The sequence below is a fragment of the Arthrobacter sp. B0316-5-4 genome, from assembly GCF_059090325.1.
In genome coordinates this window covers 114,687-137,082 of sequence record NZ_JBNHFN010000006.1, presented here as the reverse complement: position 1 = coordinate 137,082, position 22,396 = coordinate 114,687, and the positions used below count along the sequence as shown (strand labels likewise).

At 59.3% G+C, this 22,396-nt stretch carries 19 protein-coding genes and 2 pseudogenes; 15 read left to right on the top strand and 6 right to left on the bottom strand.

Annotated elements, in window-relative coordinates:
• The first annotated feature begins 374 nt into the window (after positions 1-374).
• Complete coding sequence (locus tag AC5RU9_RS18870) at positions 375-3,944, top strand: hypothetical protein (protein ID WP_494017654.1); 3,570 nt, start codon at positions 375-377, stop codon at positions 3,942-3,944.
• A gap of 436 nt (positions 3,945-4,380) precedes the next feature.
• On the opposite strand, the gene AC5RU9_RS18865 is transcribed toward AC5RU9_RS18870, so the two are convergent.
• Both AC5RU9_RS18865 and AC5RU9_RS18860 read right to left on the bottom strand, forming a co-directional pair.
• Entirely contained in the window at positions 4,381-6,129 is a 1,749-nt protein-coding gene (locus tag AC5RU9_RS18865) for an ATP-binding protein (protein ID WP_494017653.1), read from the bottom strand.
• A complete protein-coding gene (locus tag AC5RU9_RS18860; RefSeq protein ID WP_494017652.1) occupies positions 6,126-7,163 on the bottom strand; it encodes an SIR2 family protein in 1,038 nt (345 codons plus the stop codon). The genes AC5RU9_RS18865 and AC5RU9_RS18860 overlap by 4 nt, the downstream gene beginning before the upstream one ends.
• Before the next feature lie 326 nt (positions 7,164-7,489).
• Here AC5RU9_RS18860 and AC5RU9_RS18855 point away from each other — a divergent pair.
• Together AC5RU9_RS18855 and AC5RU9_RS18850 are read left to right on the top strand one after the other, a co-directional pair.
• A pseudogene (locus AC5RU9_RS18855) lies at positions 7,490-8,484 on the top strand (LacI family DNA-binding transcriptional regulator).
• A gap of 264 nt (positions 8,485-8,748) precedes the next feature.
• Positions 8,749-9,279: an extracellular solute-binding protein gene (locus tag AC5RU9_RS18850; protein ID WP_494017851.1), complete on the top strand. Its 531-nt coding sequence runs from the start codon at positions 8,749-8,751 to the stop codon at positions 9,277-9,279.
• 3 nt (positions 9,280-9,282) lie between these two features.
• Here AC5RU9_RS18850 and AC5RU9_RS18845 read toward each other — a convergent pair.
• The 4 genes and pseudogenes from AC5RU9_RS18845 to AC5RU9_RS18830 form a co-directional block, all read right to left on the bottom strand.
• A pseudogene (locus AC5RU9_RS18845) lies at positions 9,283-9,414 on the bottom strand (nucleotidyl transferase AbiEii/AbiGii toxin family protein); the annotation flags it as partial.
• 119 nt (positions 9,415-9,533) lie between these two features.
• Positions 9,534-10,070, bottom strand: a complete 537-nt coding sequence (locus tag AC5RU9_RS18840; RefSeq protein ID WP_494017651.1) for a type IV toxin-antitoxin system AbiEi family antitoxin domain-containing protein — start codon at positions 10,068-10,070, stop codon at positions 9,534-9,536.
• A gap of 103 nt (positions 10,071-10,173) precedes the next feature.
• Entirely contained in the window at positions 10,174-11,373 is a 1,200-nt protein-coding gene (locus tag AC5RU9_RS18835) for a hypothetical protein (RefSeq protein ID WP_494017650.1), read from the bottom strand.
• A 259-nt stretch (positions 11,374-11,632) separates the two neighbouring features.
• Positions 11,633-12,208: a hypothetical protein gene (locus AC5RU9_RS18830; protein WP_494017649.1), complete on the bottom strand. Its 576-nt coding sequence runs from the start codon at positions 12,206-12,208 to the stop codon at positions 11,633-11,635.
• A 238-nt stretch (positions 12,209-12,446) separates the two neighbouring features.
• Here AC5RU9_RS18830 and mpaB point away from each other — a divergent pair, with 238 nt between their 5' ends.
• The 12 genes from mpaB (at position 12,447) to AC5RU9_RS18770 (ending at position 22,396) form a co-directional block, all read left to right on the top strand.
• Entirely contained in the window at positions 12,447-13,469 is a 1,023-nt protein-coding gene (gene mpaB / locus AC5RU9_RS18825; RefSeq protein WP_494017648.1) for a daptide biosynthesis RiPP recognition protein, read from the top strand.
• On the top strand, positions 13,469-14,758 hold the full coding sequence (gene mpaD, locus AC5RU9_RS18820; protein ID WP_494017647.1) for a daptide-type RiPP biosynthesis aminotransferase: 1,290 nt from the start codon (positions 13,469-13,471) through the stop codon (positions 14,756-14,758). Before mpaB ends, mpaD begins: the two co-directional genes overlap by 1 nt.
• Positions 14,755-15,969, top strand: a complete 1,215-nt coding sequence (gene mpaC, locus AC5RU9_RS18815; RefSeq protein WP_494017646.1) for a daptide-type RiPP biosynthesis dehydogenase — start codon at positions 14,755-14,757, stop codon at positions 15,967-15,969. Before mpaD ends, mpaC begins: the two co-directional genes overlap by 4 nt.
• A gap of 5 nt (positions 15,970-15,974) precedes the next feature.
• On the top strand, positions 15,975-16,118 hold the full coding sequence (locus AC5RU9_RS18810) for a daptide-type RiPP (protein ID WP_235517646.1): 144 nt from the start codon (positions 15,975-15,977) through the stop codon (positions 16,116-16,118).
• Between the two features lie 63 nt (positions 16,119-16,181).
• A complete protein-coding gene (locus AC5RU9_RS18805) occupies positions 16,182-16,307 on the top strand; it encodes a daptide-type RiPP (protein ID WP_255773712.1) in 126 nt (41 codons plus the stop codon).
• 64 nt (positions 16,308-16,371) lie between these two features.
• Positions 16,372-16,509 (top strand): daptide-type RiPP, encoded by a 138-nt coding sequence (locus tag AC5RU9_RS18800; RefSeq protein WP_211713282.1) that lies wholly within the window; start codon positions 16,372-16,374, stop codon positions 16,507-16,509.
• A gap of 81 nt (positions 16,510-16,590) precedes the next feature.
• The gene (gene mpaM / locus AC5RU9_RS18795) at positions 16,591-17,412 is read left to right on the top strand and encodes a daptide-type RiPP biosynthesis methyltransferase (RefSeq protein ID WP_494017645.1); all 822 of its coding nucleotides are present in this window, start codon (positions 16,591-16,593) and stop codon (positions 17,410-17,412) included.
• On the top strand, positions 17,409-18,593 hold the full coding sequence (locus tag AC5RU9_RS18790; protein ID WP_494017644.1) for a YcaO-like family protein: 1,185 nt from the start codon (positions 17,409-17,411) through the stop codon (positions 18,591-18,593). The genes mpaM and AC5RU9_RS18790 overlap by 4 nt, the downstream gene beginning before the upstream one ends.
• Entirely contained in the window at positions 18,590-20,251 is a 1,662-nt protein-coding gene (mpaP, locus tag AC5RU9_RS18785) for a daptide biosynthesis intramembrane metalloprotease (RefSeq protein WP_494017643.1), read from the top strand. The genes AC5RU9_RS18790 and mpaP overlap by 4 nt, the downstream gene beginning before the upstream one ends.
• A complete protein-coding gene (locus AC5RU9_RS18780; protein WP_494017642.1) occupies positions 20,248-20,961 on the top strand; it encodes an ABC transporter ATP-binding protein in 714 nt (237 codons plus the stop codon). The genes mpaP and AC5RU9_RS18780 overlap by 4 nt, the downstream gene beginning before the upstream one ends.
• Positions 20,958-21,692: a hypothetical protein gene (locus AC5RU9_RS18775; protein ID WP_494017641.1), complete on the top strand. Its 735-nt coding sequence runs from the start codon at positions 20,958-20,960 to the stop codon at positions 21,690-21,692. The genes AC5RU9_RS18780 and AC5RU9_RS18775 overlap by 4 nt, the downstream gene beginning before the upstream one ends.
• Positions 21,692-22,396 carry a hypothetical protein gene (locus AC5RU9_RS18770; protein WP_494017640.1) on the top strand — a complete coding sequence of 235 codons (705 nt, stop codon included), beginning with the start codon at positions 21,692-21,694 and terminating at the stop codon, positions 22,394-22,396. Before AC5RU9_RS18775 ends, AC5RU9_RS18770 begins: the two co-directional genes overlap by 1 nt.

Sequence of the window (22,396 nt, the reverse complement as noted above, 5' to 3'; positions counted from 1 at the left end):
AATTCAACACCTGGTTCATCAACAGCACCGCCCGGACCGTTTCACCCGAGGCAACGAGCCACTTTTCCCTGTTGACGTGAGGCAATAGGGGGGATACCGGAGGTGGACTCCTGATAAGGGCCTCCCACTGGCTTGCTTTCCGGATCCAAGAATAGAAGGATTTCGTCGCTAAGTGACCTGTAGCGTCTCAACGTACAGTCCCCGGCATTCCAGCATTTCAGGGGCTATGACCGTTTATAGCTCTTTTCGAAATCCCACGGCCCCACCGTATAGACGCCAGCTCCCCAACCGATGGGACCCGTTGCACTAGCATGCAACTGTGAAGATGAGAGCAATAGCGATGAAGAGTTGCTTCGGTTGGAGAAGGAGGGCCCGTGGGTGACTTTGGTCCATTCTCTGTTGCACCAGCAGTAATTCGTGGTCTTGGTGGGGCCAGTTTTGGGTCCTTCGTTAACCGCCTTCTCAGTGTTGAGGTAGCGCGCGCCGGAATGACGGGAACCACGCTTGAGACCACGTATCTCGAAAATGTGGGAGACGGGGGCGTAGATGCGGCGCTGCGTCAGGCGTCGGCGACGGCGTGGATCCCTGAGGGGAACAGCGCTTGGCAGTTCAAAGCAGGGGACTTAGCGCCGGCAAAATGCAAGACGGAGTTGAAGGGCGCCACACATGCACTGGACATCCTCAGGAATGGGGGAAAATACCGCTTGGTGCTTGGCGTATCCCTTACGAGCGCTAAGATCGCATCACGCCGCAAGGCGCTCGTTGAGCAGGCCCAAGAACTTGGTCTTCACGTTGAAGCCGACTCTTTTGAGATAATCGGAGCGGACGGCTTGGCGAGGTGGGCAGAGGAACATCCGTCGTTGTCCGTTGACCCAATCCTCGGCGGAATCGGAACAACTTGCCTCACCTTCCACAGATGGGCGGATTCCAACAGGCACACCACAGCCTGGGTGTCTTCAGACGGGAGAAACGCTGTCATTCAGGAGCTCCGTGCCTTGCTTGCCGGCGGATCACAGATTGACGTCCATGTAGACGGGGTGAGTGGTCTCGGTAAGACGAGGCTCGTGATGGAGGCACTTCGAGGACAATCGTATGAGCCGCTTGTGATCTACGTGCCAGCCGCAGATCAGTTCACGCTACCGCTCCTGAACCAATTGACCGTTCAAGGGCGAACAGCTGTGTTGGTAATTGACGAGTGCGACCGAAAGCAGCATGAGATCTATGCGGGGAGCCTCCCTTCTGGAACGAAGTCAAAGCTGGTCACTATTGGTGAACCCGGTGTTTACTCGACCAGATCGCCCATGATTGGGTTGGCGGGCTTCGAAGACGGTCCCATGACCGAATTACTAGAACATAATGTACCCAACTTGTGGTCCGAGGCAGTTAGGGTTGTGGTCGAGGTCTCAGCCGGCAATGTCGATTACGCGCTCAAGGCAGCCTCTGCCATCCTCAGCTCACCTACTGCCTCTGCCGCCACGCTTGTCACTGGCGACGATGTGCGTGCGTACATCACCCGGGAGCTTCCAGATGGTGATCTTTTTTTAGGATGCACTATCCTCGCTCTCTTTAGCAGGTTCGGCTACGACCGTGACGTGGCGCGGGAGCTGGAAGTCATTGCGCAAGGGTTTGACATCCCACCTGCCGATCTTAAGGCCTCGGCTCGGGCCCTGCAAGGTCGCGGTCTGCTATCAAAACAGGGTCGGTTCCGCAGTGTTGGCCCGTTCCCATTGGCGGTGTACCTGGCTGCCAGCGCTTGGGACGAATTTGGTGAACAGATTATCCGTGATCTGATACCGATCCTCGACGACGACCTAGTTCAGCGCCTTTTCCGTCGAGCTTCGGACATTGGTGAGTTCGCAAGTAGCAGCCCTGCCGTAAGAACTCTGCTGGCTCCGACGGGCCCGTTTGCGGCGTTAGAATCCCTTGCCGAGGGTGCTAACTCGAAGCTATTGGTGCACGCAGCAGTCATTGCGCCCGATGCGATTGCTCGTCAAATTGCCAAACTGATACTTGATGCCTCCGAGGAGGAGCTCCAGGCCGCGAATTCGATTCGGCGTGATCTTGTCTGGACTCTGGAGAAACTCGCATGGAGATCGCAGACTTTTGAATTGGCTGCTGAAGCACTCGCACGGCTCGCAGTTGTTGAAACTGAAAAATACAGCAATAATGCCACGGGCACGTGGGTTGCATTATTCGGTACAATGCTCCCAGGCACGGCTGCTTCACCAGAAAATCGCATGTCCTATTTACAGGGTGTTGTGACCTCTACGGATTCGCGGATGAGGCGAATGGTGGTTAAGGCGGCTTCTCATGCAATATCGGTGCATGAATCGATTATGGTTTCCGGCGAACTTCAAGGCGGAACTATCGTTGAACCCAGGGGTGTTCCAAAGACAAATGGAGAAATGTGGAATTACCGTAAAACTGCAATAGATCTGCTTCGGACGTTGGCAGACGATTCAGACCTTGATGTTTCTCAGGAGGCCCTCCAAGTGCTTGCGGAAATAATTCATCCGCTACTTGAGCAACCACAAGTTCTCGAGCACTTCACGGAGTCCATCGGTACTCTTAGTGCAAGCCAACTTCGTGGTATGCGAACTGAAATTTCTAGTTTGAAGGCTCTGTTTGGCCGCGCTTCCGATGCTTCAGGTCGACTAAATGCCGTAAGGCAGCTTGAAGAATCATTGCCCGATGAATCGGCCTCGGAACAATTGTGGGTTCTTGCTAGAGCCCACCCTTGGCACGGTGATAACGAAGATCTTAGACGTCAGATATCGGATGCTATCGCGTCACTCCCAAAGGGGTCTGAGGTCAAAGTGATCCTAGAACTTCTAGTTGAGGAGGTCCCTGCCGCCTTTGAGTTGGGGCGCGCCTTAGCGCGGCTGCGGGACGACTCGCAGAGAGTACGAGAGAGTTTGCTCGCTTTTGTCAATGGACCCAACCTGCCGGCCGTGGTCGGTTACCTCTGGGCCAAAACCGAGGCTGGGGAGACGGGTGCCTTCGATTCGTTCATCGACCAGTCCCGCCTCAACGCCGTGGCACAACTCAAACTCACGGTGCGGGGGCCAAAAACAGCGAGAGCACAGAAAAGAATCGATGAGTCGCTTGGTGCCGTTACTGTTCGTGATGGAGCCCAGATGCTTTTCGGTTGGCTTCAGGATCCATCAGACAGCCAACTAGAAAGCTACCTAACGCCGTGGATGAGTCGCATGCGCACCCAAGAAGATTACAACGCGGTTGTGGACTTCTTGGCTTTACACCTCCACGATTCGAGGGGGCATGTCTCAATTGACCACCTCGTACGTGATGTCGTGGGGCGTCGTGCAGAATTCCCGAGAATCGGACAACAGTCTTGGGACTGGGCCCAACTCGCGCTAAGACTGACCCAGCGCGATCCCTATTATGTTGCGAAACTCCTTCTCGATCTCATCGAGGCCGATGCGGTCGTCGGCTATGAATCAAGCCATGAATACAACGTACTTCGTGCCGCGTTGAAAAGCAGCGGTTCACGGGCCTGGTCTGAAGCTATGAATCGAATTGAAGCGGGCTCCTGGAGGCTCGCTCTGACAGCGCGCGGATGGCTTGCTGCTGCAGTTGATCTTGAAACTGCTGAGAATTGGGTGGCTGGTCGATTGGACCGAGCCAGGCTCCTGGCATCGGTCGCGTCTATTGGTGACAATCGGATGTCGGATATTGGCCGTTTTCTGCTAATCAACTTCGGCTCTGATAGACAGGTCTCTTCTGCGTTGGCTAGTGAGTTCATTAGTGGTTCGTGGACAGGCAACGAATCGGACCGGATCTCGCGGCAGATTGACCAACTCGCTGGCTGGTTAAAGAGTTCGCACGAAACGAAGGCAGTAAAGGCCTGGATTAGCGAATTAATGGAAGATCTTGTTCGTGGCAAAGAGCGAGCATTGGAGCGTGAAGCGGAGGAGACTTGGTAAATCTTTTGCCGACTCGATCTCGATGAATGCGTCCGTGAACATGGAACCTATCTGTAGAGTGAGACTAGGTCTTCAAAACCACAACGTGCCAAGGCTATAGCCAGCCTGCCGGTGAGATCCTTCTGAGTCCGAGAGCTGGTTGGCTCGGCTTCCCAGTCGAATGCCCTTTCGCGCTCAGTCTCGAACTTGAATGGGTCACAAACTCTCTCCAGGCTCGTAGTAAAATAATCCCGATGGTTGCAAGAGCATCGGGAATCAGATCGGCTCCGGCTCGTGGTCCTCCCTGGACTACTCGGGTGTCCGCTCGTTAGATTACCCTAGTCAGACTCAGATGCGTGCAGGATTCGATCAAGGTTCTGTGCGGCGCGTAGCGGAGAGCCGGGATTTCGGTAGGTCTAGATTTGTCTCTGAACTCACCGCCATGAGTTGTTTCCTCTTAGAGCCGTGATTGGCGACGCAGTGATTCAACAGCCGCCACCAGAGCGTCATCCTTAGCCGGCGTTGTGTTCCACTCAGTCCAGAATTTTCTCGTTGCGCTGTCCGGCTTTATCGAAGGTGCGTCGAGCTTCACCCGGGCCGGAAGGACTACGGAATCCCCGATGACTAGGGCCTCACCAACATCCAAGAGCGGTAACGAGGCAGTGAGTCCTGAGAGGTTGTCTGGCATGACACGTTCAATGACTCGGCGGTCCTGATCATTTGTGAGCCTAAGAACTACGAAGTTGTTGCACTGCGAAAGCACTGTTTTGCTGACATCCGACGGCCTTTGACTAACCACCAAGAGGGAAACGCCGTACTTCCTACCCTCTTTTGCTATGCGTTCGAATGAGTCTAAAGCCCGCTGTTCCCTGACGGACACATTGTCAGATGGCAGGTATAGGTGAGCTTCATCGCAGACGAAGGTGAACGGCGTCCGGGTCTCGACGGCGGACCAGAACTGAATGTCATAAAGTACGCGGGCAAATACTCCGACAACCACCGGGAGGGCATCGGAGGGGACCTCGCTGAAATCAATAACTTTTATACCAGGTTTAGTCCCTAGCATGCTCTTAGCTACTCCGTGCAGCCAGTCGTAGTCTGATGTAGAAGATGGAGCTTTGAACATGAACGCATAGCGTCTGTCGTTCATCTTGGTGCTGAGTCTCGAGATGAATCGTGTTAGCTTGCCTTTGAAAGGGCCATTGACAGGCCTATTTTGACCGGCGACCATCTCGGTGTCATCGGCTTCAAGGAGTTCAACCAGATCTGAAAGTGAAAACGGAATTGGGCTATCCACTGTGAAATTATCAAGCGCTTCTAGCTTTCCTGCTGCTTTCAGTGTCTGACGCTTCAAAGTCCTTACATGCTCTGTGAAACGTGCAGCTTGGTTTGGTGCGTTGTCTTCGCTACGGTCAAGGAGCAGTGCCAAGAGTTCTTCTTGATTGAGCATCCAGAATGGCAGGAAAAGGGTGTCTGAAGTTTCAATCTGATCGTTCGGTCCGGCGATGCGCCATCCAGCGGCAAAGCCGTCGGCGCTGATCTGGCTGGTTAATGGGGCGTACTCGCCGTGCATGTCAAGGACGATCAGGTTAGGGTGATCTAGCGCCGCGGCGCGCTCCAGCATTAGTGCTACAGCCCAGCTCTTGCCGGACCCAGTGCTGCCGACTAGGGCAGCATGGCGCTGAAAAAGTCGGTCCCCATCAGCAACTGCTTTGGCAGTAGCATCCGAAATGAATGAACCGAGATAAAGCCTCTTTGTTTCCTCAACCTCACTGGAGAGTAGATTCATTAGCGACTGGAGATTATCTCCATTTATGGACCAGCATTTGGCATCTATTCTAGGATACGAATCAGCGCCGCGCTTAAATGTATTTCTGCGTTGCCCATCAACAGTCTTGTATGTTCCGAGAAGAATGACACGAAATAAATCACGCTCGGTATGCGTGATCGGAAATGTGTCGTCATCCTCCTCGCTGAGGACATCTATTCGGTCGGTCTCACGAGTTACGCGGTCAAGCATGCCAATTAGGTATTCGGAGGGGATCTGGCCCTCCATTGCAATGAGCGAACCGATGCCTACTCGTGTAATTCCGTTAATCTCGTTTGCCATTGCCCAGACGCATGATGTATCGATCCTCAGGGCTGTTCCAAGGTATGGCACATCATCGAAGGCAAGTGCAGGTGATGGGATTGCTGTAATGGTCAAACCAGTACCTCCGAAATGAGTGTGCCGAGATCCCACAGTGCAACTGATTCAACTTTAAGGGTCTGCCCTTGGAAATGGACGCGAGATGAATCCGCCTGCCCGGGCCAAGAGTCAACGGCAAGAATGTGGGGGAAATCTTGAATGTAACTCACCGCTGCCTCAGTTAAAGACCGTGCAAAGACTGCGGTTTTTACCCCTCTTGAAAACTGCGGGTTGAGATGTGTTTGGAGATGGTCGTCATTGAACCCATAGCCGATGAAAAGAAGAGCGTTTGCTCGGTCGATTGCGCCTGTGGCTCGATTCTTCTGAGCATCAAAAGGGCGCTCGTACCCGGTCTTGTACTTGCTGAGGCCTGGTGTAATGATGAGTGGCTGTCCGCCGAAGGCGATCTCGGAGCGCACCGGCTCACCTTTGTGTTTGAACCAATCCAGGCTGCCATGAGGTTTTGCGAGGCGTACATGGTGTCTGTAACTGAACGACGTTTGACCGCGGGGTAATCGGCGTACTGACACAAGCGCCTCGCGACTGGCGGCTTCGTCGTAAGTGCCGATTGTGTGCCCATTGAAGCCCGTATCTACGGGTATCGCGGCAAGTGCGCATGCCAGCTCAATCAACCGGTCATAGTTTGTCGTAATGACGTCGGCAGATGCGGAACTCTTACTGATGTAGCAAAGTAACTCTTGCAAAGGGTAGCGCTCATTTGGCGACATGATTTGGGCTATTGCCCGCTCTTCGCAAGCCTGGATGATGTCTGCCGTTGCAGTAACGAGGATGGGTAGCGAGGGGTCATCTCCGGCCAGGTCGTCTAGTGCAGCCTCCAGGCCAGACTTCTTCAGATTCTGTGCCACACGTACCCATGTCGTGTCTGGTATCCCGGCCTGTCCGAGACGTTGCGGCATCACTGCCTCCAGTTCGTTGGCGAGTGATCCCATACTGGGCAGACCATAGGAACAGGACAGTCCCGAACCAATGATTGTAGTGAGGCCCGCAGTAAAGAGCTGCTGGATATGCATATACACGGTGTCAAGGCTCACAGAACTCACCAGAAGAACATTATCTGTTCAAGCCAAGTTCTTATGGGAATGAAATGCCCAAATTACTGTGTGTCATCTTAAAGTGTGTAGCCCGTATGGCTCATGCCCACACCAACGTAAAGCCAGTGGAAACCTTGGCGCCAGTTCTTGGTTTCTCGTCCGCTCTAGTGGCGAATGCGGCTCACGAGTCCGTAGTTTCAACGGCAAGCTGCTCAGCGGGGAAGGATTGCGATCGGCTCCCGCCCCTGCCAGCGCTCAACTATGCTGAGGCACGCCAGTGACGTGGGGATAAGGACTACTGTCACTGCTCACGAAAGGACAAACTAATGGCGCGGCCGACAGTTCAGGATGTCGCCAAGACGGCGGGCGTGTCCGTAGGGACGGTGTCGCGCGTCTTGAACGGAAGCTCCGCTGTCAGCGAGGCGGCCAAGGAGAAGGTCAACGCCGCCATCCGCGAGCTCAGCTATCGTCCTCTCGCCTCAGCAAGGGACCTCCGAAGAGACCGGACCATGCGCGTTCTGGCGCTCGCCAAGAACCTGGACTCGCTCGTGATTAGCGAAGTCTTCCGAGTGTCGGATATGCGGCGGCCGATTCGGGCTACGTCAGCCTCATCGCAGCCACCGACGGGGATTTGGATTGCGAGGAGCAGCTTGCGGACATGTTGAGGAACGGCTCTGTGGACGGCTTAGTGATCTTTTCGCCCACGATGCCTGACGATGACCTCAACACAGTCGCCGAGCTACTGAGCGTCATCCAAGTCTGTGAAATTGTCGACGCCGAAGCGGCATTCGGGGTGTCCATCGACGACCGACAGGCAGCCTACGACATCACCAAACACCTGATCGACACAGGCGCCAAGAAGCTGGCCATGCTCGCCCACAGGGGAGCCCGCTCAGGCCGGTTGCGCGAAGAAGGCTTCCGCCAGGCACTCACCGAAGCGGGCTTGGAGCCAGACCAGATCCTGTTCGGCGAAGGCAACTTCGGCTTCCACGCCGGCCGTACGCTCGCCAAGAAGCTCCTCCAAGCAAAAGACCTCCCCGATGCAGTTTTCTGCGGCACCGACGTGGTCGCGGTCGGGTGCGTCCGGGAACTCACCGACGCAGGCCTGAAGGTGCCAGGCGACATGGCCGTAGCGGGTTTCGATGACTCTGCCCAAGCGGAGATGTGCGTCCCGGAGCTGACTACCGTAAGACAGCCAGCCTACGAAATGGGCCGCGTAGCTGTCGCCGAACTCCTGCAGCGAATGACAGTCGAGGGATCCCATCGCAAGGGAAGAACCTTCCTCCCGCACGAACTCGTCATCAGGGACTCCACCAAATAGAGAGGGTTGACAGCCCTCAGTGGTCCCTGTCACGCTACTTTGGAATCGATTCCACGGCCGCAAGGCCGATTCTTTTGAACACATTGGAATCGATTCCACGGATCACGAGAACCACCGACAAAGAAGCCACCATCAGAACGCGGGACAGCCAAAACGCGCACTGAACTCCGCCCGCCCACAGACCCCAAAGGAGCCACTTGTGGACTTGAACCGACCTGCTCTCCAGCTCCAGAACAAAGCCGCAAAGCCCTAGCGGCGACCGCAATAGCAGCAGCCCTCCTCCTCAGCGCGTGCGGCGGGGGAGCGGCGCCCCAAGGTGCGGAACAAGCAGCAGCTGCCGATCCGGCGTCGGGCGCTAATGCCAGCGGCGACGTCAACATCTGCGGCGTCAAGGACGCGAGCGGTATCTACAAGGGCACGGCGGAAGCGTTCACCAAGGCGAACGGCAAGGTCACGGCCAAGTACACCGAGATCGGCGCCACCACGGATGAGGCCCGCACGCAGATCGTGCAGCGGCTCGAGGGTAAGTCCGCTGAGTGCGACCTCTTCGTCACGGACGTCATCTGGACCTCCGAGTTCGCGTCCCAAGGCTGGCTGCTGGACCAGACCAAGCTGGTGAAGGCCAACAAGGACCGGCTCATTCCCTCCACTGTGGAAACCACCAAGTACCAGGACGAGTACTGGGGCTGGCCGTTCTTCACCAACGCCAGGCTGATCCACTACCAGAAGGAAAAGGTAGCCAAGCCGGAGACCTGCGGCCAACCGGCCAGTGAACCCACCCCAGCCTTCCCGTAGGCGTTCTTCGAAGTCTGCACGGAAGGCCGACAGGGACTGTTTGCGTGCTGCGTCAAGGTCGCGGGTAAACCTGGTACTTGAACCGTATCGAAGCGCCATCGCACTGCCGCCCTTGATGGCCCCTTGGGGCAGCATCTGTCCTACCACCACCAGAGCCATCGTCGTTCTCCGGCGAAGGATGAGGGTTTCGTCTTCCTCAAGGTTCTTGAGTCTCTGATTAAGGGCCGCAACATTCCGAGGCGGGGTGTCGTAGGTCATCCGGTGAGCTCCTTGCGTATACGGTTCCACTCGGCCGTTGTCAGCAATCCTTCAGCGCGGGCCTTGGCCGCAGCGTCTCGGAGTCTCGTGGTGGGCACCCGGCCTATGCATTCAAGGAGTGCTTCACCGAGCTGCTGGGCGCGGATCCCGCGGTAGAGCGTGACCTTCGTTTCGACCCCCGCCTTGGTGACCTTTACATAGGGAGGCATTGCGCGGCGGACACGACGGCCCGTCCCCACGGTGATCTTCGCCGGATTGACATCCCCCAGGCCGAGGAGCGCCAGGACGGACTCACCGCGAAGGTATGCGCCGTCTCCTGCACGCAAGGTCGCTTCGGCGAACTGATCATCGTCGGTCGGCGGGATGTCAGTCATCCGGTAAAGACCATATCCGACATGCTCCAGGCCGCCCCGGGCCGTGAGCTTCGGCAATTCGACGGCCGGCACGCCAGCGGATACCGCATCCGCGGTGGTGACATAGCCATGGTTGTCGAATGCCAGCTCACGCAGCACGTCTCGATAGGTCCTCCTCATGTCAAAAGTATACTGTCCACGGTATTGTGTTGCCAGGGAATCGTCATCCCCTGCTGGCTTTGGGGTCATCACCCCGCGATCGCTTAGGTCTGATAATCGGCTGCTAAGGTTCCATTTTCTGAAAACTTTGGCGCCACTCGGAGATCTCTTTCTCTTTACGTTTCCGATCCCTCACAGGCAGCTCAGCCAGCCCCTTGGTAAGCGATTCATCAAGCTCTCGCCACCGGCGATTCGCCCATTCGTGGGACTGTGATCTAGCGTTCAAGACCATACCCCGGACGGGCCACCAGGCAGGCGACCGCAAATTTCCCTGATTCAAAATTCCCAGTGCATAAGCCACTTGCACGGCCGCTACGCTCCAAGCCATCACCGTAAACGGGGCGTAATCAAAGCTGAAAGCGATTGCGGCGGCACTCGGTCCTATCAAGAGGGCGACGAGCTTGGCCAAGCGGGAAGTCTTAAACCACCCACGGTTGGAGGCAGCGATTGCCAGCTCCGCGATCCATCCTGTTGACGCCAGAACCAAGCCGCCGAAGTATGCATTGAATACGAAGAGAAATACCACGATCCGCAAGAATTCTGGTTGGCTCCAGTCGGGCTTCACCTCGTCATACATTTGCGATATAAGAACGATTTCCCCCGCCGCCAGGAGGGAAATCACCACCCATCGCCAGGCTATCTTTGCCAGTTGCCACCGATTGGGATCGGCCCTGTCTATGCGGATCCCCCAGCGGTTTCCCCAAGTCCTGGCGATGTTATCTCGGCGAAAGGCCGTGTGATTGAGATCCCACTCTTTGGCGACGGACTTGAGACCAAAGTATCCACTGCCCGGTGCCGCCAGGAGTAAGACAGCCCACAACGCCAGAGTTGCGATAAGAATTGAGGCCGATGACTTCAACCAGTCAGGCCGGTCTGTGCTTAGTAGTATCCACAGGAGGCCCCCGGAAGGAGCGGTTGCTGCACCCATCAAGGAAGCCCACTGTATTAGGTTCCTGAAACGCAAGACCATGAACATCCTGACGGCCGAATCGGCGTCCAGCTCTTTCTGGGATGTTGTTTCGATCCTGTTGACGGCGAGTAGCAAGCCCCCGAATGCTATGTAGCCAGCGAATCCTCCCGCATCAATGGTAAAAACCTGAAGATACGCGCGCAGTCGCGAGGGATCTACGTCGAGGGCCCCGTCGAACACTGTCCACGCGGGCATCGTTGCTCCAACGAGCACCATGACTGCGGCGCCGATTGGCACGTAAAGCGTTATGATCAGGCCGTTCAGGATCAGGCGTGAATGCTCGGCGCGACCCACCGCGTGCGAATCATTTAGCGAGTGACGGGCTGAAGAGTGGGTCCGTTTGAAGTCGCCGCGTCTGACTTTCGATTTCTGCCGATCGGGGTGTCGGAGCTTAGTGCCGTTCAATGCTGCTCTTCCTTCCTTCTTTCAGCTGGCGTTGCCGTTTGCTTACTCAAAAGCTAGGTGTCAGCTGTGACACTTTTATGATGCGGAGGAACACAAAGCCGGACTCTATGAAGCTCCGGAGGTAGTTTGCACCATGGCAACAGGAGTCCTAGAAAAGTGCCAAAACAAACTCCTCAACCCGTCCGAACACCTCGCCCTGAACCCTCTGCGAAGCCCGCCAATCCTCAGGGATCTGCAAAGAATGATCGGCTCCCGGCACCTCCACGAACGTCCCGCATCGCTCGGATTTCCGTCCGCCGTCCCACAGCTTGTCCAGCGAACCGCCAACAAAAAGGTCCTCTTTGGACGTTGCCGCGATCGTGCTCCGGACAACGGAATCCGTAAGCAGCGGCGTCAGCCAGATACCTGGGATGCGGTTCTCCTCTGCCCAAGGAATGCTCAACGTGCTGAATGACTTGGCAACAATCAACTTCTGGTGGGCATCCGGAGAAGAAGCGAAGGCGCTTTCGACGGCCCGGGCCAGAAATGAGTGCGGGTCAGCACTGGGCGAATCATCGGGAGTCCACCGTACGGCCTGAACGTGCCAGCCAAGCGATCCCAACATTTCCCCGATCCAGAAAAGGACTGGGCCTTCCACTGGATACCCTGACCCCGGCAGCAGCACAGCGACCTTGGTTTTATCCGGGTTTTCTGCAGGGGCTTTGGCCCACGTGAATGACTCCATAAGGCAGGCTACTCGACGCCGCCCCTCCGGAACCACCTCACCCAGCACCACCTAGAAGCCCACGATCCACCACCTAGGTACCCCTAAATCACCCCCAATTCCACCTTCTTCACCACCTAGTTTTCGCTTTCCACCCTGTGGCCCTCCAGCCCGCCCATAGTGTCCTTCCCAGAACGAGCCCGCGGTGAAGCACCGCGGCCGCTCCAGAAGAACGTGAACGACTATTGGGGTTGGGGAATTGAAGCTGAGTCAGCAACAGAGCATTGCCGCCGCCACGGACCAGTGGGTCACCGGCATTCCGGGCCGCATTCCAGGCCATGTCATTTTCGTAGAGAATCCCGAGCACACGGATTACGCCAAGACCCTCGTCGTCGAGGGTTCCGAAATCCTGGCAATGAACGGCGACAAGGAGGACCAAGGCATTGTCACGGTCACCGGATCGTTCGACGTGGCCGGCGAAGAGCTCCTGGTGGACGGCACGCTCAGCCTCGAGATCCAGGATTACATAGCCATCCCGTTCGTGAACCTGGTGGGCGTGACCGTCGTCAGGATCACCACCAAAGAGGACTGGCAAGCCTTCTTTGACGATGCTGACGAAGCCCGCAGCTCGGGCCACTTCGTCCCGCAACTCACCGAGGTCAACGCGGTGCTGGCGGAACGCGGACTGCTGGCCGGCACCCAGAAGAACAACCTCATGCTGTCCCGGCTTCACATTGCCTGGGACGGATCCATCCTCAGCGGACCCTACGGAACCAGGGTCGGCGCGGTGGGTGACGAACTCGCAGATCTCCGCATACGGGCCATCACCCTCCGCCCGGAGTCGGCCGTCGCCGCCGTCTACTACCCGTGGGACATTCAGGATTCCTTGGAGGCCAAACCTTGGATACCCCGCTACTTGGCCGCCTTGGATGCGTGGAAGTTCATTCCCCGTGAGGAGCGCTCCACCACCAAGCTGGTGGGATTTGGCACGAGCCTTTACGGCGCAGCACCAAGCGACAACCTCCCCTCACCACAAGCCCCCTTCATCCTCAAAAGGGGCTCGGACCACACCCTTTTGGACACGAAGACGGGCCGTCTCTTCAAGCTCGGACCGGATGCCGCAGTCATCATCGAAGCCGTCTCCAACCTGCGGGACGTCAAAGCTGCGGCCATCAGGACAGCACCTCACCTCAAGGTGACAGCCACAATCGCTGAAGGATCCGCACGAGCTGTCCTGGCCCGCTTTGAGCAGCTGGGCATCGACATCATGGGTGCGAACTGATGACCGTCACACCGATCCTCCCCACGCCACGTACACAGCTGCCACTCTGGGTTCCCCTGACCACCCAGCATGATTTCGCTGCGGACAGCTACACAGCAGTGAAGGCCGACGGCGTTCACGTCACCTTTGAGGATGGGCGGCGGAGGCTGTGCGCCAAGAGCGGACTCTGGAACGCCAACCTGGGTTACGGCAACCAGCACATTGCCGCGAACATCAGTGCGGAGCTCCAAGCAGCGTCGTATTTGCCGCTATTCCGTTCGGCCCATCGCCAAGCCATCGATGCCTCCACGGCCCTCCTGGGCCTGCCAAAGCACGCCTTCCATCGTGTCTTGTTTTCCACCTCCGGAGGTGCTGCCAACGACGCGGTGATGAAGCTCGCCCGCCAGTTCTTCGTCCTCGAGGGACAGCCCGAGCGGAAAGTCGTTGTCGGCCTCAAAGGCAGCTATCACGGGCTTACGTATGGAAGCCAGGCTCTGAGCGGCGACGAACTCGGGCAGGCCATGTACGCAGTGGATCAGCGGAACATCCGCCACATAGCGTTCGATGACGACGGCAAGGAACTGGCCCAGCTGATGCGCCGTGAAGGCCACAGGATCGCGGCGGTCATCGTGGAACCCGTCCTTGGATCGGGCGCTGAAGTGGTGCCCCAGGACTTCCTAGAAGAAGTCATGAAGCACAGGAAGCAGCACGGCTTCCTTCTGGTGGCCGACGAGGTTGCCACTGGCTTCGGCCGGGTGAGCGGGTGGTTCGCGTCGGATGAGTGGGAGCAGCAGCCGGACGTCATCATCACGTCCAAGGGCCTGACCAACGGCACCAGCGCATGCGCCGCACTGCTCATCAGCCAAAAGGTCACTGAAACCTTCGACAAGAACGAGGCCGTCTTCGTCCACGGCGAGACCCAGGCAGGAACCCCGGCAACGTGCGCCGCGATCCTGGGCACCATCGACGAAATGCGGAGGCTCGACTTCCGGACGCTCAACAAAGAAGTCTCACATGGCCTGGACACACTCATCGCCGAACTCCAAGAAACCAAGGGTGTGGGTAACGCCTCCGGCCGGGGCTGCATGCGGGGCCTCAAACTGCTGTCCAACAACGGGCTGCCCCTTTCAGCCAACGGTGTGCTGGCGGTGGTGAAACGGATCCACCACGCCGGCGCCATTGTGCAGCCCGGGCCGGGGCGGATCCAGCTGCTGCCAGCCCTTGTTTACACGCAAAAGGACTTCGAGGAACTCAGGATCGCCCTCAAAGCGGGCCTCACCACGGCCCACTTCGATGGAGTGTTCGCATGATCGCCGACCACCTGTGGAAGACACGCTGCGTGGTGCTGGACGCAGGAATGTCGTCCAAGTACGTCGGTGGAATCACCCGAGGAAGGACCGGCCTGGTGGTGGACAAGGCCCTGCCTCAGCACCGGGACAAACTCCTGGCCGGTGATCTCAAGGGTGTGCCGGTCCTGGAACTCACGGCCGCACCCGTCGCCATTGGGACCCTGCGAGCCGTGGGAACGTTCATTCGTGAGAACGGACTCCAGACCGTTGTTGGGCTGGGAGGCGGGTCGGTTCTCGACGCCGTGAAACTCGCCGCCCTTTTCACAGCCGACCCGAGCCTGCCCATTTTCGCGGAACGGCACGCCAAACGCTCGGGACTCCTGGTCCTGCCTCCAGTCACCACCACCAAGGAACGCCCCAAGACCATCCTCATGCCGTCCACCGTGGGGACCGGTGCGGAAGTCAGCGGCGTAGCGTGCCTGGACACCGCCGTCGGACGCCGTTTGATCGTCTCCCGCCGACTGGCGGCTGACACCGCAATGCTCGACGCCGGCCACCTCGCCACCCTGCTGACGGCGTTGGTCTTCGAGGGCCTCCTGGAAGCGTTCCTTCGGGTGGCTGGAACCATGATCGGCAGCACCGCGAACATGTTCGACGACGACGGCTACTCGCTCATCCAACGGATCATCCGGCTGGGGCAACGCCTGCTCCAGGGCGATTCCGTGGAGCTGCGGCTGGCTGCGGGACGCCTCAGCATGGAGACCCACACCGGTTGGGCGCTGATGGGACGCAACCCTTATGGCGCAAAACATTGGTACGTCGCCAACGAGCTTGCCTACGTCACCGGCGAACGGAAGATGGCGGCGACGGCGTCAGTAATCGGTCCCATCTGGCGGGAGATCGCCAGCGGCGCAGCAGCCTGGGGCGACAAAGCCCGGCTCCACGAGCTGTGGACCGTGGTGAGGGACGTTGAGCCGTCGCTTGACCCCAGCCCTGGCGAGGGAATCGATGAGTTGATGTCGCGGTGGGGCATAGCCGGGCTTGGCGCGATCAGCAAAGACACGGAGTCGCGAACCGCCGACGCGACCGTCCAGAACTGGGGCGGAGCGCTGCCCATGCTGCGCGGAATCGACGCCGTTCAGGTGCAACACGTGCTCGCCGGAGCCGCAGCAACAGCCCAAATCTTGCCAAGCCCAGTGGGCCAACTACGAGTGGCAGGGGAGAGGAGGTGAAGCACATGAACAGCAGCACAGCACTCAAGCCCCTGGACCTCAGCATCCAGGAACTTGAACCCATGGACGTCCCGGACGACTGGGACGAACGCATCAAGGGAATCTCAGCCGGCCTGGCTTTGGTGGGGATCGCGGTGGCGATCACCTGATCGGCCTCACAGCGGAAAAGCACGCCCGCAGGCCCACTCTGCGCCGAGAGGAGGTGAACGCACATGCAGGATCAGCTCAACATCTCCATCCAGGAGATCGAGTCGATGGATACCCCGGACTTCAACAACTGGTTCATCGGAGTCACCCAGGGAGTAGCCATCGGCATCATCGCCGTCAGCATCACCTAAGCCAGCCACGGCCCAAAAATGGCAAGCATCGAACAGACAACCAAAGAAGAGAAAGGAGGAGCCAATGATCGCAACCTCGAACCTCCAGCTGTCCATCGAAGAGCTCGAGAACCTCGACACCCCGGACGATACACCGTGGTACATCCGCGTCGGTGACGTCATCATCATCGCCGGCATCGTCGTCGGAATCGCCGCCACCTAGCCGGTGCACGCGGGTGGTGCACCGTTCCGTCGCCACCCGCGTGCATTCCCGGCCCAACCAACTCCCGGAGGACACCAGCTGATGAAAACCGCACCCGACAAAGCCGCCGACGCCATCCTGCGCGTGCTCGGCCACCTCGATCCACCCGAGGATTTGTACAGCGTTTCAGGGTCCCGCCTCTACGACCGGATCACCGCGAACGACCTCACCGAACTTCCCGAAATTCTGGCAGCGGCACGCAAAACGTCCGGTCCCATCCTCGAATTGGCTTCGGGTTCGGGGCGGATCACCCGGCCCCTTCTCACGCTGGGACGGCCGCTGACCGCCGTCGACTCTTCACCGGAAATGCTCGCACTGCTGCAGGCGAGGGTAGCCAGCCGGGCCTTCAATCCTCGGGAGGTCAACGTGGAGTTGGTGGAGGCGGACATGTCCCGCTTTGAGCTCGACGGCGGGTACGGTTGCGTGGTACTCGGTGCCAGTTCCATCACCCTCCTTGACGTGTCCGCACGGCGTGAGCTCTTCCGCCGGGTCCGTGACTCTTTGACGCCGGGCGGCGTCTTCCTGCTGACAGTCCTGAACGCTGACAGCCACGAAACATCGGACGACGACGGCGACGGCTACACCACCATCTCTGCGTTCGGGGAGGACTCATTCCTGATCACCGCAGAAAGCCGTGATCCCGTTAATGGCGCACGGCATGTCACCATGATCCACGTCAGCTTCAACGAGGGCGACACCTACCGGTCCTCCGCCTATACCAGCGAAGTTGCCTTCGTCAGCAATGACCTCATCGCCGAGGAAATCGTGGGCCAGGGACTCACCATCCGCGAACGCCGTCCGGTTAGGATCGCGTCCCGCAGTTCCCGCCTGAACGACATTGAGCTGTGGGTGTGCGCAGCATGAGCCTTGATCCCGTACGCACGCTGGACCCATCCTCAGGGTTGGTGTCCGAAGCTTCCGTGTATGTGCCGAACGACGTCGGCTTATGGCGAACCGTGGGGGTGCTCGCGCAAGCGCGGGCCTCCCAGCCTGGGTTCGCATCCGCCGTCGGCGCCTTTGACGTCAACAAGCGCGCCTCCCTTACCAGGGGTGCCGGTGAGGCTGTGGAGCGTTTCGCTTTGGTACCCGCGCAGACCGATGACGAGCACCTTCGTGCCCGGCCGGGTAGCGAGGAGCAACGCCTTGATTTCGTCACGGCCGGGCTGGGTCGAGCGTCGGCGTTGGCGTTCGATTTCCCTTGGTACCGCGCCACTGACCTCCTCACGCACAAGACGACGTACGTTCCCGCGCCGCTGGTGGATTACGGCCCCGGGCTCGCGGAGCCAAATCCGTGGGACTCGTTCTTCGATCCGTCACCGAATGGTGCCGCTTCGGGTCCGTCCGAAAGTTTTGCCAAGACTGCGGGGATTGCTGAAGTCCTGGAGCGCGATGCCTTCCTCTCCGCTTGGCGTAACAGGACGCCGCTCTACCTGTTCGACGTCGCCGGTCTGCAGGATGCGCCCGGCAACCGAAGCTTGGTAGCGCTTCTCGCCACCGCCCGCGCAGCTGGGGTGGAGCCTACGCTCGCGTTCGTTCCTCAGCATGGCGGCCCTTTGGAGACAGCGGTTTGTATCATTACCAACCCCTCCGGACCCAAGCCATTCGGTGCAGTCGGGTTGAAAGCCTCGCCGGACCCGATAGCCGCGCTGCGGGGAGCGCTTCAGGAAGGACTGCAGATACGGGAACTCTTCCTTGCCCGCACACAGGCTGCCGTTCCCGCGCCGGAAGTTACCGACGACGAGTCACGCGCTGATTTCTGGACCACCGAACCCGCCATCAGCGAGTTGGTTCAGTGGGTCAGCACATTCACGCCGTCTCCGCTGCCAGCCCGTCAGCCCGCAGCCAGTGTCGACGCCCTGGTAAGGCATGTGGAGGGGAGGGGCATCACCGCCTTGTGGGTCAGCCTCACCCACCGGCTCCCGGTACCCATCCGGGACATGGGCTGGGTGGCCGGCAAGGCCATCTGCCCCGGTACGGTCCCCTTGTCGATGGACGAAACCAAAGGTCTGTCCGGGACGGCCTCTACCCCGCATCCGCTGATATGAGCCGCGCAACCAAAGCGGGAACCACCGTGGAATGGCCGGTTCAACTAGCCCCCACGGCTTCCATCGACGAACCGCTCCAGGAGGGCGGACCGTGGATTGTTGCCGTGAACGGTGTGCCGAAAGCGCGCGTCTCCGCCGACGTCGCCAATGTCCTCAAAGTGGTGGACGGCCATAAAGATCCGGGGCAGGTTGCCGTCCGCTTGGGGTCGCCGTGGACATCTGCGGACGTCGTGGGAATTGTGCGTCAGCTTGCGCACACCGGAATGTTCGACGGCGGCGCGCAGCCGGCAGAGGCACGTCGCGTCCAGTTCCGGGCGCCGCTGACATTGCAGTTCACGCTGTTCAATCCGGCCCCGTTGCTGCACGCACTTCGGCCGGTGGTGGCCGCGATGATGCGACCTGCTGCCGCCATCCTTGCTTTGTTGTTGCTGCTCGGAGGCTTGATAGGCGCCGCGATAGCGGGACCGCAACTATGGCGGGTCCTCGCCTCGCCGCTTCCCATTGAAGCGTACTTGTACGTTGTTGGCGCCATGTTCATGTCCACGCTCTTGCATGAGCTGGGGCACGGGATGGCCCTCAGCTACTTCGGCGGGACCCCGCGTCGCATCGGGATCATGCTGTTCTACCTGTCGCCCGCGTTCTTCTGCGACGTTACAGACGGGTGGCGGTTGAGCTCACGAAAACAACGGGTGCTGGTTGCCCTCGCCGGCCCCCTGGTACACGTTGCGCTTGGCAGTATCGCTTTGACTCTCCAGGCTTTTCTTCCTGAGTCATCCGTGAAGGACGCGGCAGTCCTGTACGGCCTGATCTGCTACGCCGTGGCGGTCCTGAACCTTTTCCCTTTCATCAAACTGGATGGCTACGTCGCGTTGATGTCCGCCGTGGACATCCCCCACCTCCGGAAGAAATCGCTGACCTCGCTGGGCGAGATCGTTAGCTCCCGCGTTCTCGGCTCGCAGAGGACCTTCAGGAGCCAAGGCCTCCTGCCGTGGTTCGGACTCGCATGCTTCATCTCCGGGATCGTCTTCATGCTGGTCGGGTTCCAGCGACTTATGCCGATCTTCCTGCAGCTCGGATACCCGGGGCACGTGGTTGTTCTTCTGGTCCTTTGCCTGTTGGTGGGAATGGCGGCCAAAAGTGTGTACCGGTTTTTCAGCACAGCGGCCAAGAACGGAAGTGCCCGGTGGCGGCGGATCCTTGTTGCGCTGCTGGGGTTTCTGGTCGCTGGCTTGCTCCTGGCCATCATTCCGGTGAGGCCTGTGACGGTAGCCGGGTACACCTATCACGATGGCCAATTGAGCGTCGTGATCCCGCTCGAAGGCTCGCCCTCTGCGCTTTCACCCGGGGACCACGTCACCTTGCAATCGCAGGGAATGATCATTCACGAGAACCTGGGCCGGGCCACGGTCGGTGAGCAACCGCCGTCGAAGTCCATGGCACCGCTGGACACGCTGGTCCCGGTAGCGCTGGAAGACGACCGCCTTCCCGTCCTCGCGTTCCCAGCGCGCTTGGAATCAGGGACCAATCTTTCCTCCTCAGGGCGTGCTGAAATCACCAGTCAACGCCAATTAAGCCTAGGGGAGTGGCTGTGGGAGTCGGTCACGACGTCGCCGTTGTGGCCTTTCCATCCAGTCGACGCGTCGAAAGGGCGACCATGAAAATCCATGCCAGCTTCGAGCATTTCAGCAAGAAACGAGGCTCGAGATTCGCCGTCGAAGACCTGACGTTCGACGTTCGGGCCGGGACCGTTATGGGACTGATAGGCCCTAACGGGGCGGGGAAAAGTACTGCGCTCGCGGGCCTGACCGGGCTGTTGGACGCGACCTCCGGACGGGCTACCGTTTTCGGCTCCGACTACCGGACGCTGCGGCGGCCCGCCACCAAGGTGGGGGTGTACCTGGACGGGATGGACGTGGAGCCAGGGCTTACCGGACGGCGCCACCTCCAGATCTGCCAACTCGCGGCAGGGGCCGACCGGGAAAGTGTCGACCGCGTCCTTGATCAGGTGGATCTCCTCGCGGACGCAGGCCGGAAGGTCCGGGACTACTCGTTGGGCATGCGGCAACGCCTTGGGATTGCGTCCGCTCTTGTCGGGAACCCACAGCTCCTAGTCCTCGATGAACCGGCGAACGGGCTGGACCCCGAAGGTATCCAATGGCTCCGATGGTTCCTGCGCGATTTCGCTGCCGCAGGAGGGAGCGCACTGGTCTCGAGCCACCAACTTATGGAACTGGAACAGGTAGCTGATGAAGTAGTCATTCTCAAGCAAAGAACGCTGTTCCGGGGAACCCTGGACGAGGCGAAGGCCATGGGCGGCGGCAGCCTTGAATCCGCGTACTTCACGATTCTCGGGGCGGCGGCCGAATGAACAGCTTGGCCTGCGGCCTCCGTTCGGAACTCCTCAGATACTTCAGCGGCTACTCAGTTCTGGGCATCCTGGCCTTCAGCGGATTGGTGCCATGGTTCGTGGCCAACTTCCTCGGCTGGCCCCAAAACTCGGATCGATTCCAGGCCGCGGACAACGTGGACATCTTCTGGGCCGTCGCCGCCAGCATTGCCCCTGTGGCAACGTTCGCGGGGAGCTACCTGGTCACCCGGGAGTCGTATTACGGGACGATTCGGCGCAGCGTGGTGACGTCGGGTGCGATGAGCGTGTTCAGCGCCAAGTACGTTGCATCGCTCGCTGTTGGAATGGGTACCGCGCTCGCAGGCATCGTGGTGTGGGGCGGGAGCGTGGTGTTCTCCCTGGCGCCGACCACCCGGGAGCAGTTGCTGGCGCCTGAATCACTGGGCGCCTTAGGCGCCGTTGTCCTCGCGTCCAGCCTGGGTGCGCTCTGGGGATGTTCCCTCGGCTGGATCATCCAGCACTACTACGCGACGACGATTCTCACCTTGCTCATTCCACTCGCCATTGAGTTCCCGTTGATGGCCAATGCTCCCGCGGTTGCCCGCTGGCTTCCCTCCGGTGCTCTGGCGGGTGTGGTGTCGCTGCCGATGGAAGGTTTGCTGGAGCCCGTAGCGGCGTTCCTTCTGTCCGTTGCCTGGACGCTCATTGCTGGCGTAGGGGCGCTGTGGGTGGTTCGGAGGAGGGAGTTTTAGTGGTCAACCTGGGACCCGCTCTTCTTTCCGACCTCCGGCGGCCGTGGTTATGGAAGGGCTCGGCCATCAGCGCCGCGCTTGTTTTGGGACTCACCGGAATGCTGCTCGTTGCGGGCACCAGTGACGCCGGAGTTGAAACGCCCGGCTTGTCGGCGGTCTTACTGGAAGCGGTGACTTCGTTGGTGCTGACCGTCTCCGCGGTGTTCGGGTCATTCTCGTTCACCGCCGACTACCGGGCAGGCAGCTTCAACCGCCGGGTCTTGCTGTTCCAGCGGAGACCGGCGTTCCTTGGGCGCGCACTCTCGACGGCGGCGGCAGCCCTCTTTACCGGGGCGGTTGTTGGCTCGGCTTTAGGCCTTTCTGGAGCAGTTCTCAAGGTTGCTTGGACGCTGAGTCCATCCCTTGTCCTGGTCTTTGCAGGAACAGCCGCCATGGGGGCACTCTGGGGCTTCGCCCTCGGTTCCCTTCTCCGGAACCACCTGGTCAGCCTCTTTGCGATTCCACTCAGCGTGGCCCTCCCCGGGCTGTTGCCCGACCCCTCACAGCCAATGGGGACGTTCTTCTTCCCCGTGCTGGCCGCCGACTGGGCTCAACAAGCGGCTGTCAACATACCGGCGTCGGGGGCTTTCTGTGGAGCCGCGGGCTGGCTTGTACTGGTGGCAGCGGCAGCATTCACGGTGTTCGTGAAGCGTGACCTGGCCTGA

What these genes read in the sequence shown, in the direction of transcription:
- AC5RU9_RS18830 (WP_494017649.1), bottom strand. Translation starts at nt 12,208, where the DNA reads ATGGAGTCATTCACGTGGGCCAAAGCCCCTGCAGAAAACCCGGATAAA.
- AC5RU9_RS18790 (WP_494017644.1), top strand. Translation starts at nt 17,409, where the DNA reads ATGAGCCTTGATCCCGTACGCACGCTGGACCCATCCTCAGGGTTGGTG.
- AC5RU9_RS18840 (WP_494017651.1), bottom strand. Translation starts at nt 10,070, where the DNA reads ATGAGGAGGACCTATCGAGACGTGCTGCGTGAGCTGGCATTCGACAAC.
- AC5RU9_RS18775 (WP_494017641.1), top strand. Translation starts at nt 20,958, where the DNA reads ATGAACAGCTTGGCCTGCGGCCTCCGTTCGGAACTCCTCAGATACTTC.
- mpaM (WP_494017645.1), top strand. Translation starts at nt 16,591, where the DNA reads ATGAAAACCGCACCCGACAAAGCCGCCGACGCCATCCTGCGCGTGCTC.
- AC5RU9_RS18805 (WP_255773712.1), top strand. Translation starts at nt 16,182, where the DNA reads ATGCAGGATCAGCTCAACATCTCCATCCAGGAGATCGAGTCGATGGAT.
- mpaP (WP_494017643.1), top strand. Translation starts at nt 18,590, where the DNA reads ATGAGCCGCGCAACCAAAGCGGGAACCACCGTGGAATGGCCGGTTCAA.
- mpaD (WP_494017647.1), top strand. Translation starts at nt 13,469, where the DNA reads ATGACCGTCACACCGATCCTCCCCACGCCACGTACACAGCTGCCACTC.
- AC5RU9_RS18800 (WP_211713282.1), top strand. Translation starts at nt 16,372, where the DNA reads ATGATCGCAACCTCGAACCTCCAGCTGTCCATCGAAGAGCTCGAGAAC.
- mpaC (WP_494017646.1), top strand. Translation starts at nt 14,755, where the DNA reads ATGATCGCCGACCACCTGTGGAAGACACGCTGCGTGGTGCTGGACGCA.
- AC5RU9_RS18810 (WP_235517646.1), top strand. Translation starts at nt 15,975, where the DNA reads ATGAACAGCAGCACAGCACTCAAGCCCCTGGACCTCAGCATCCAGGAA.
- AC5RU9_RS18780 (WP_494017642.1), top strand. Translation starts at nt 20,248, where the DNA reads ATGAAAATCCATGCCAGCTTCGAGCATTTCAGCAAGAAACGAGGCTCG.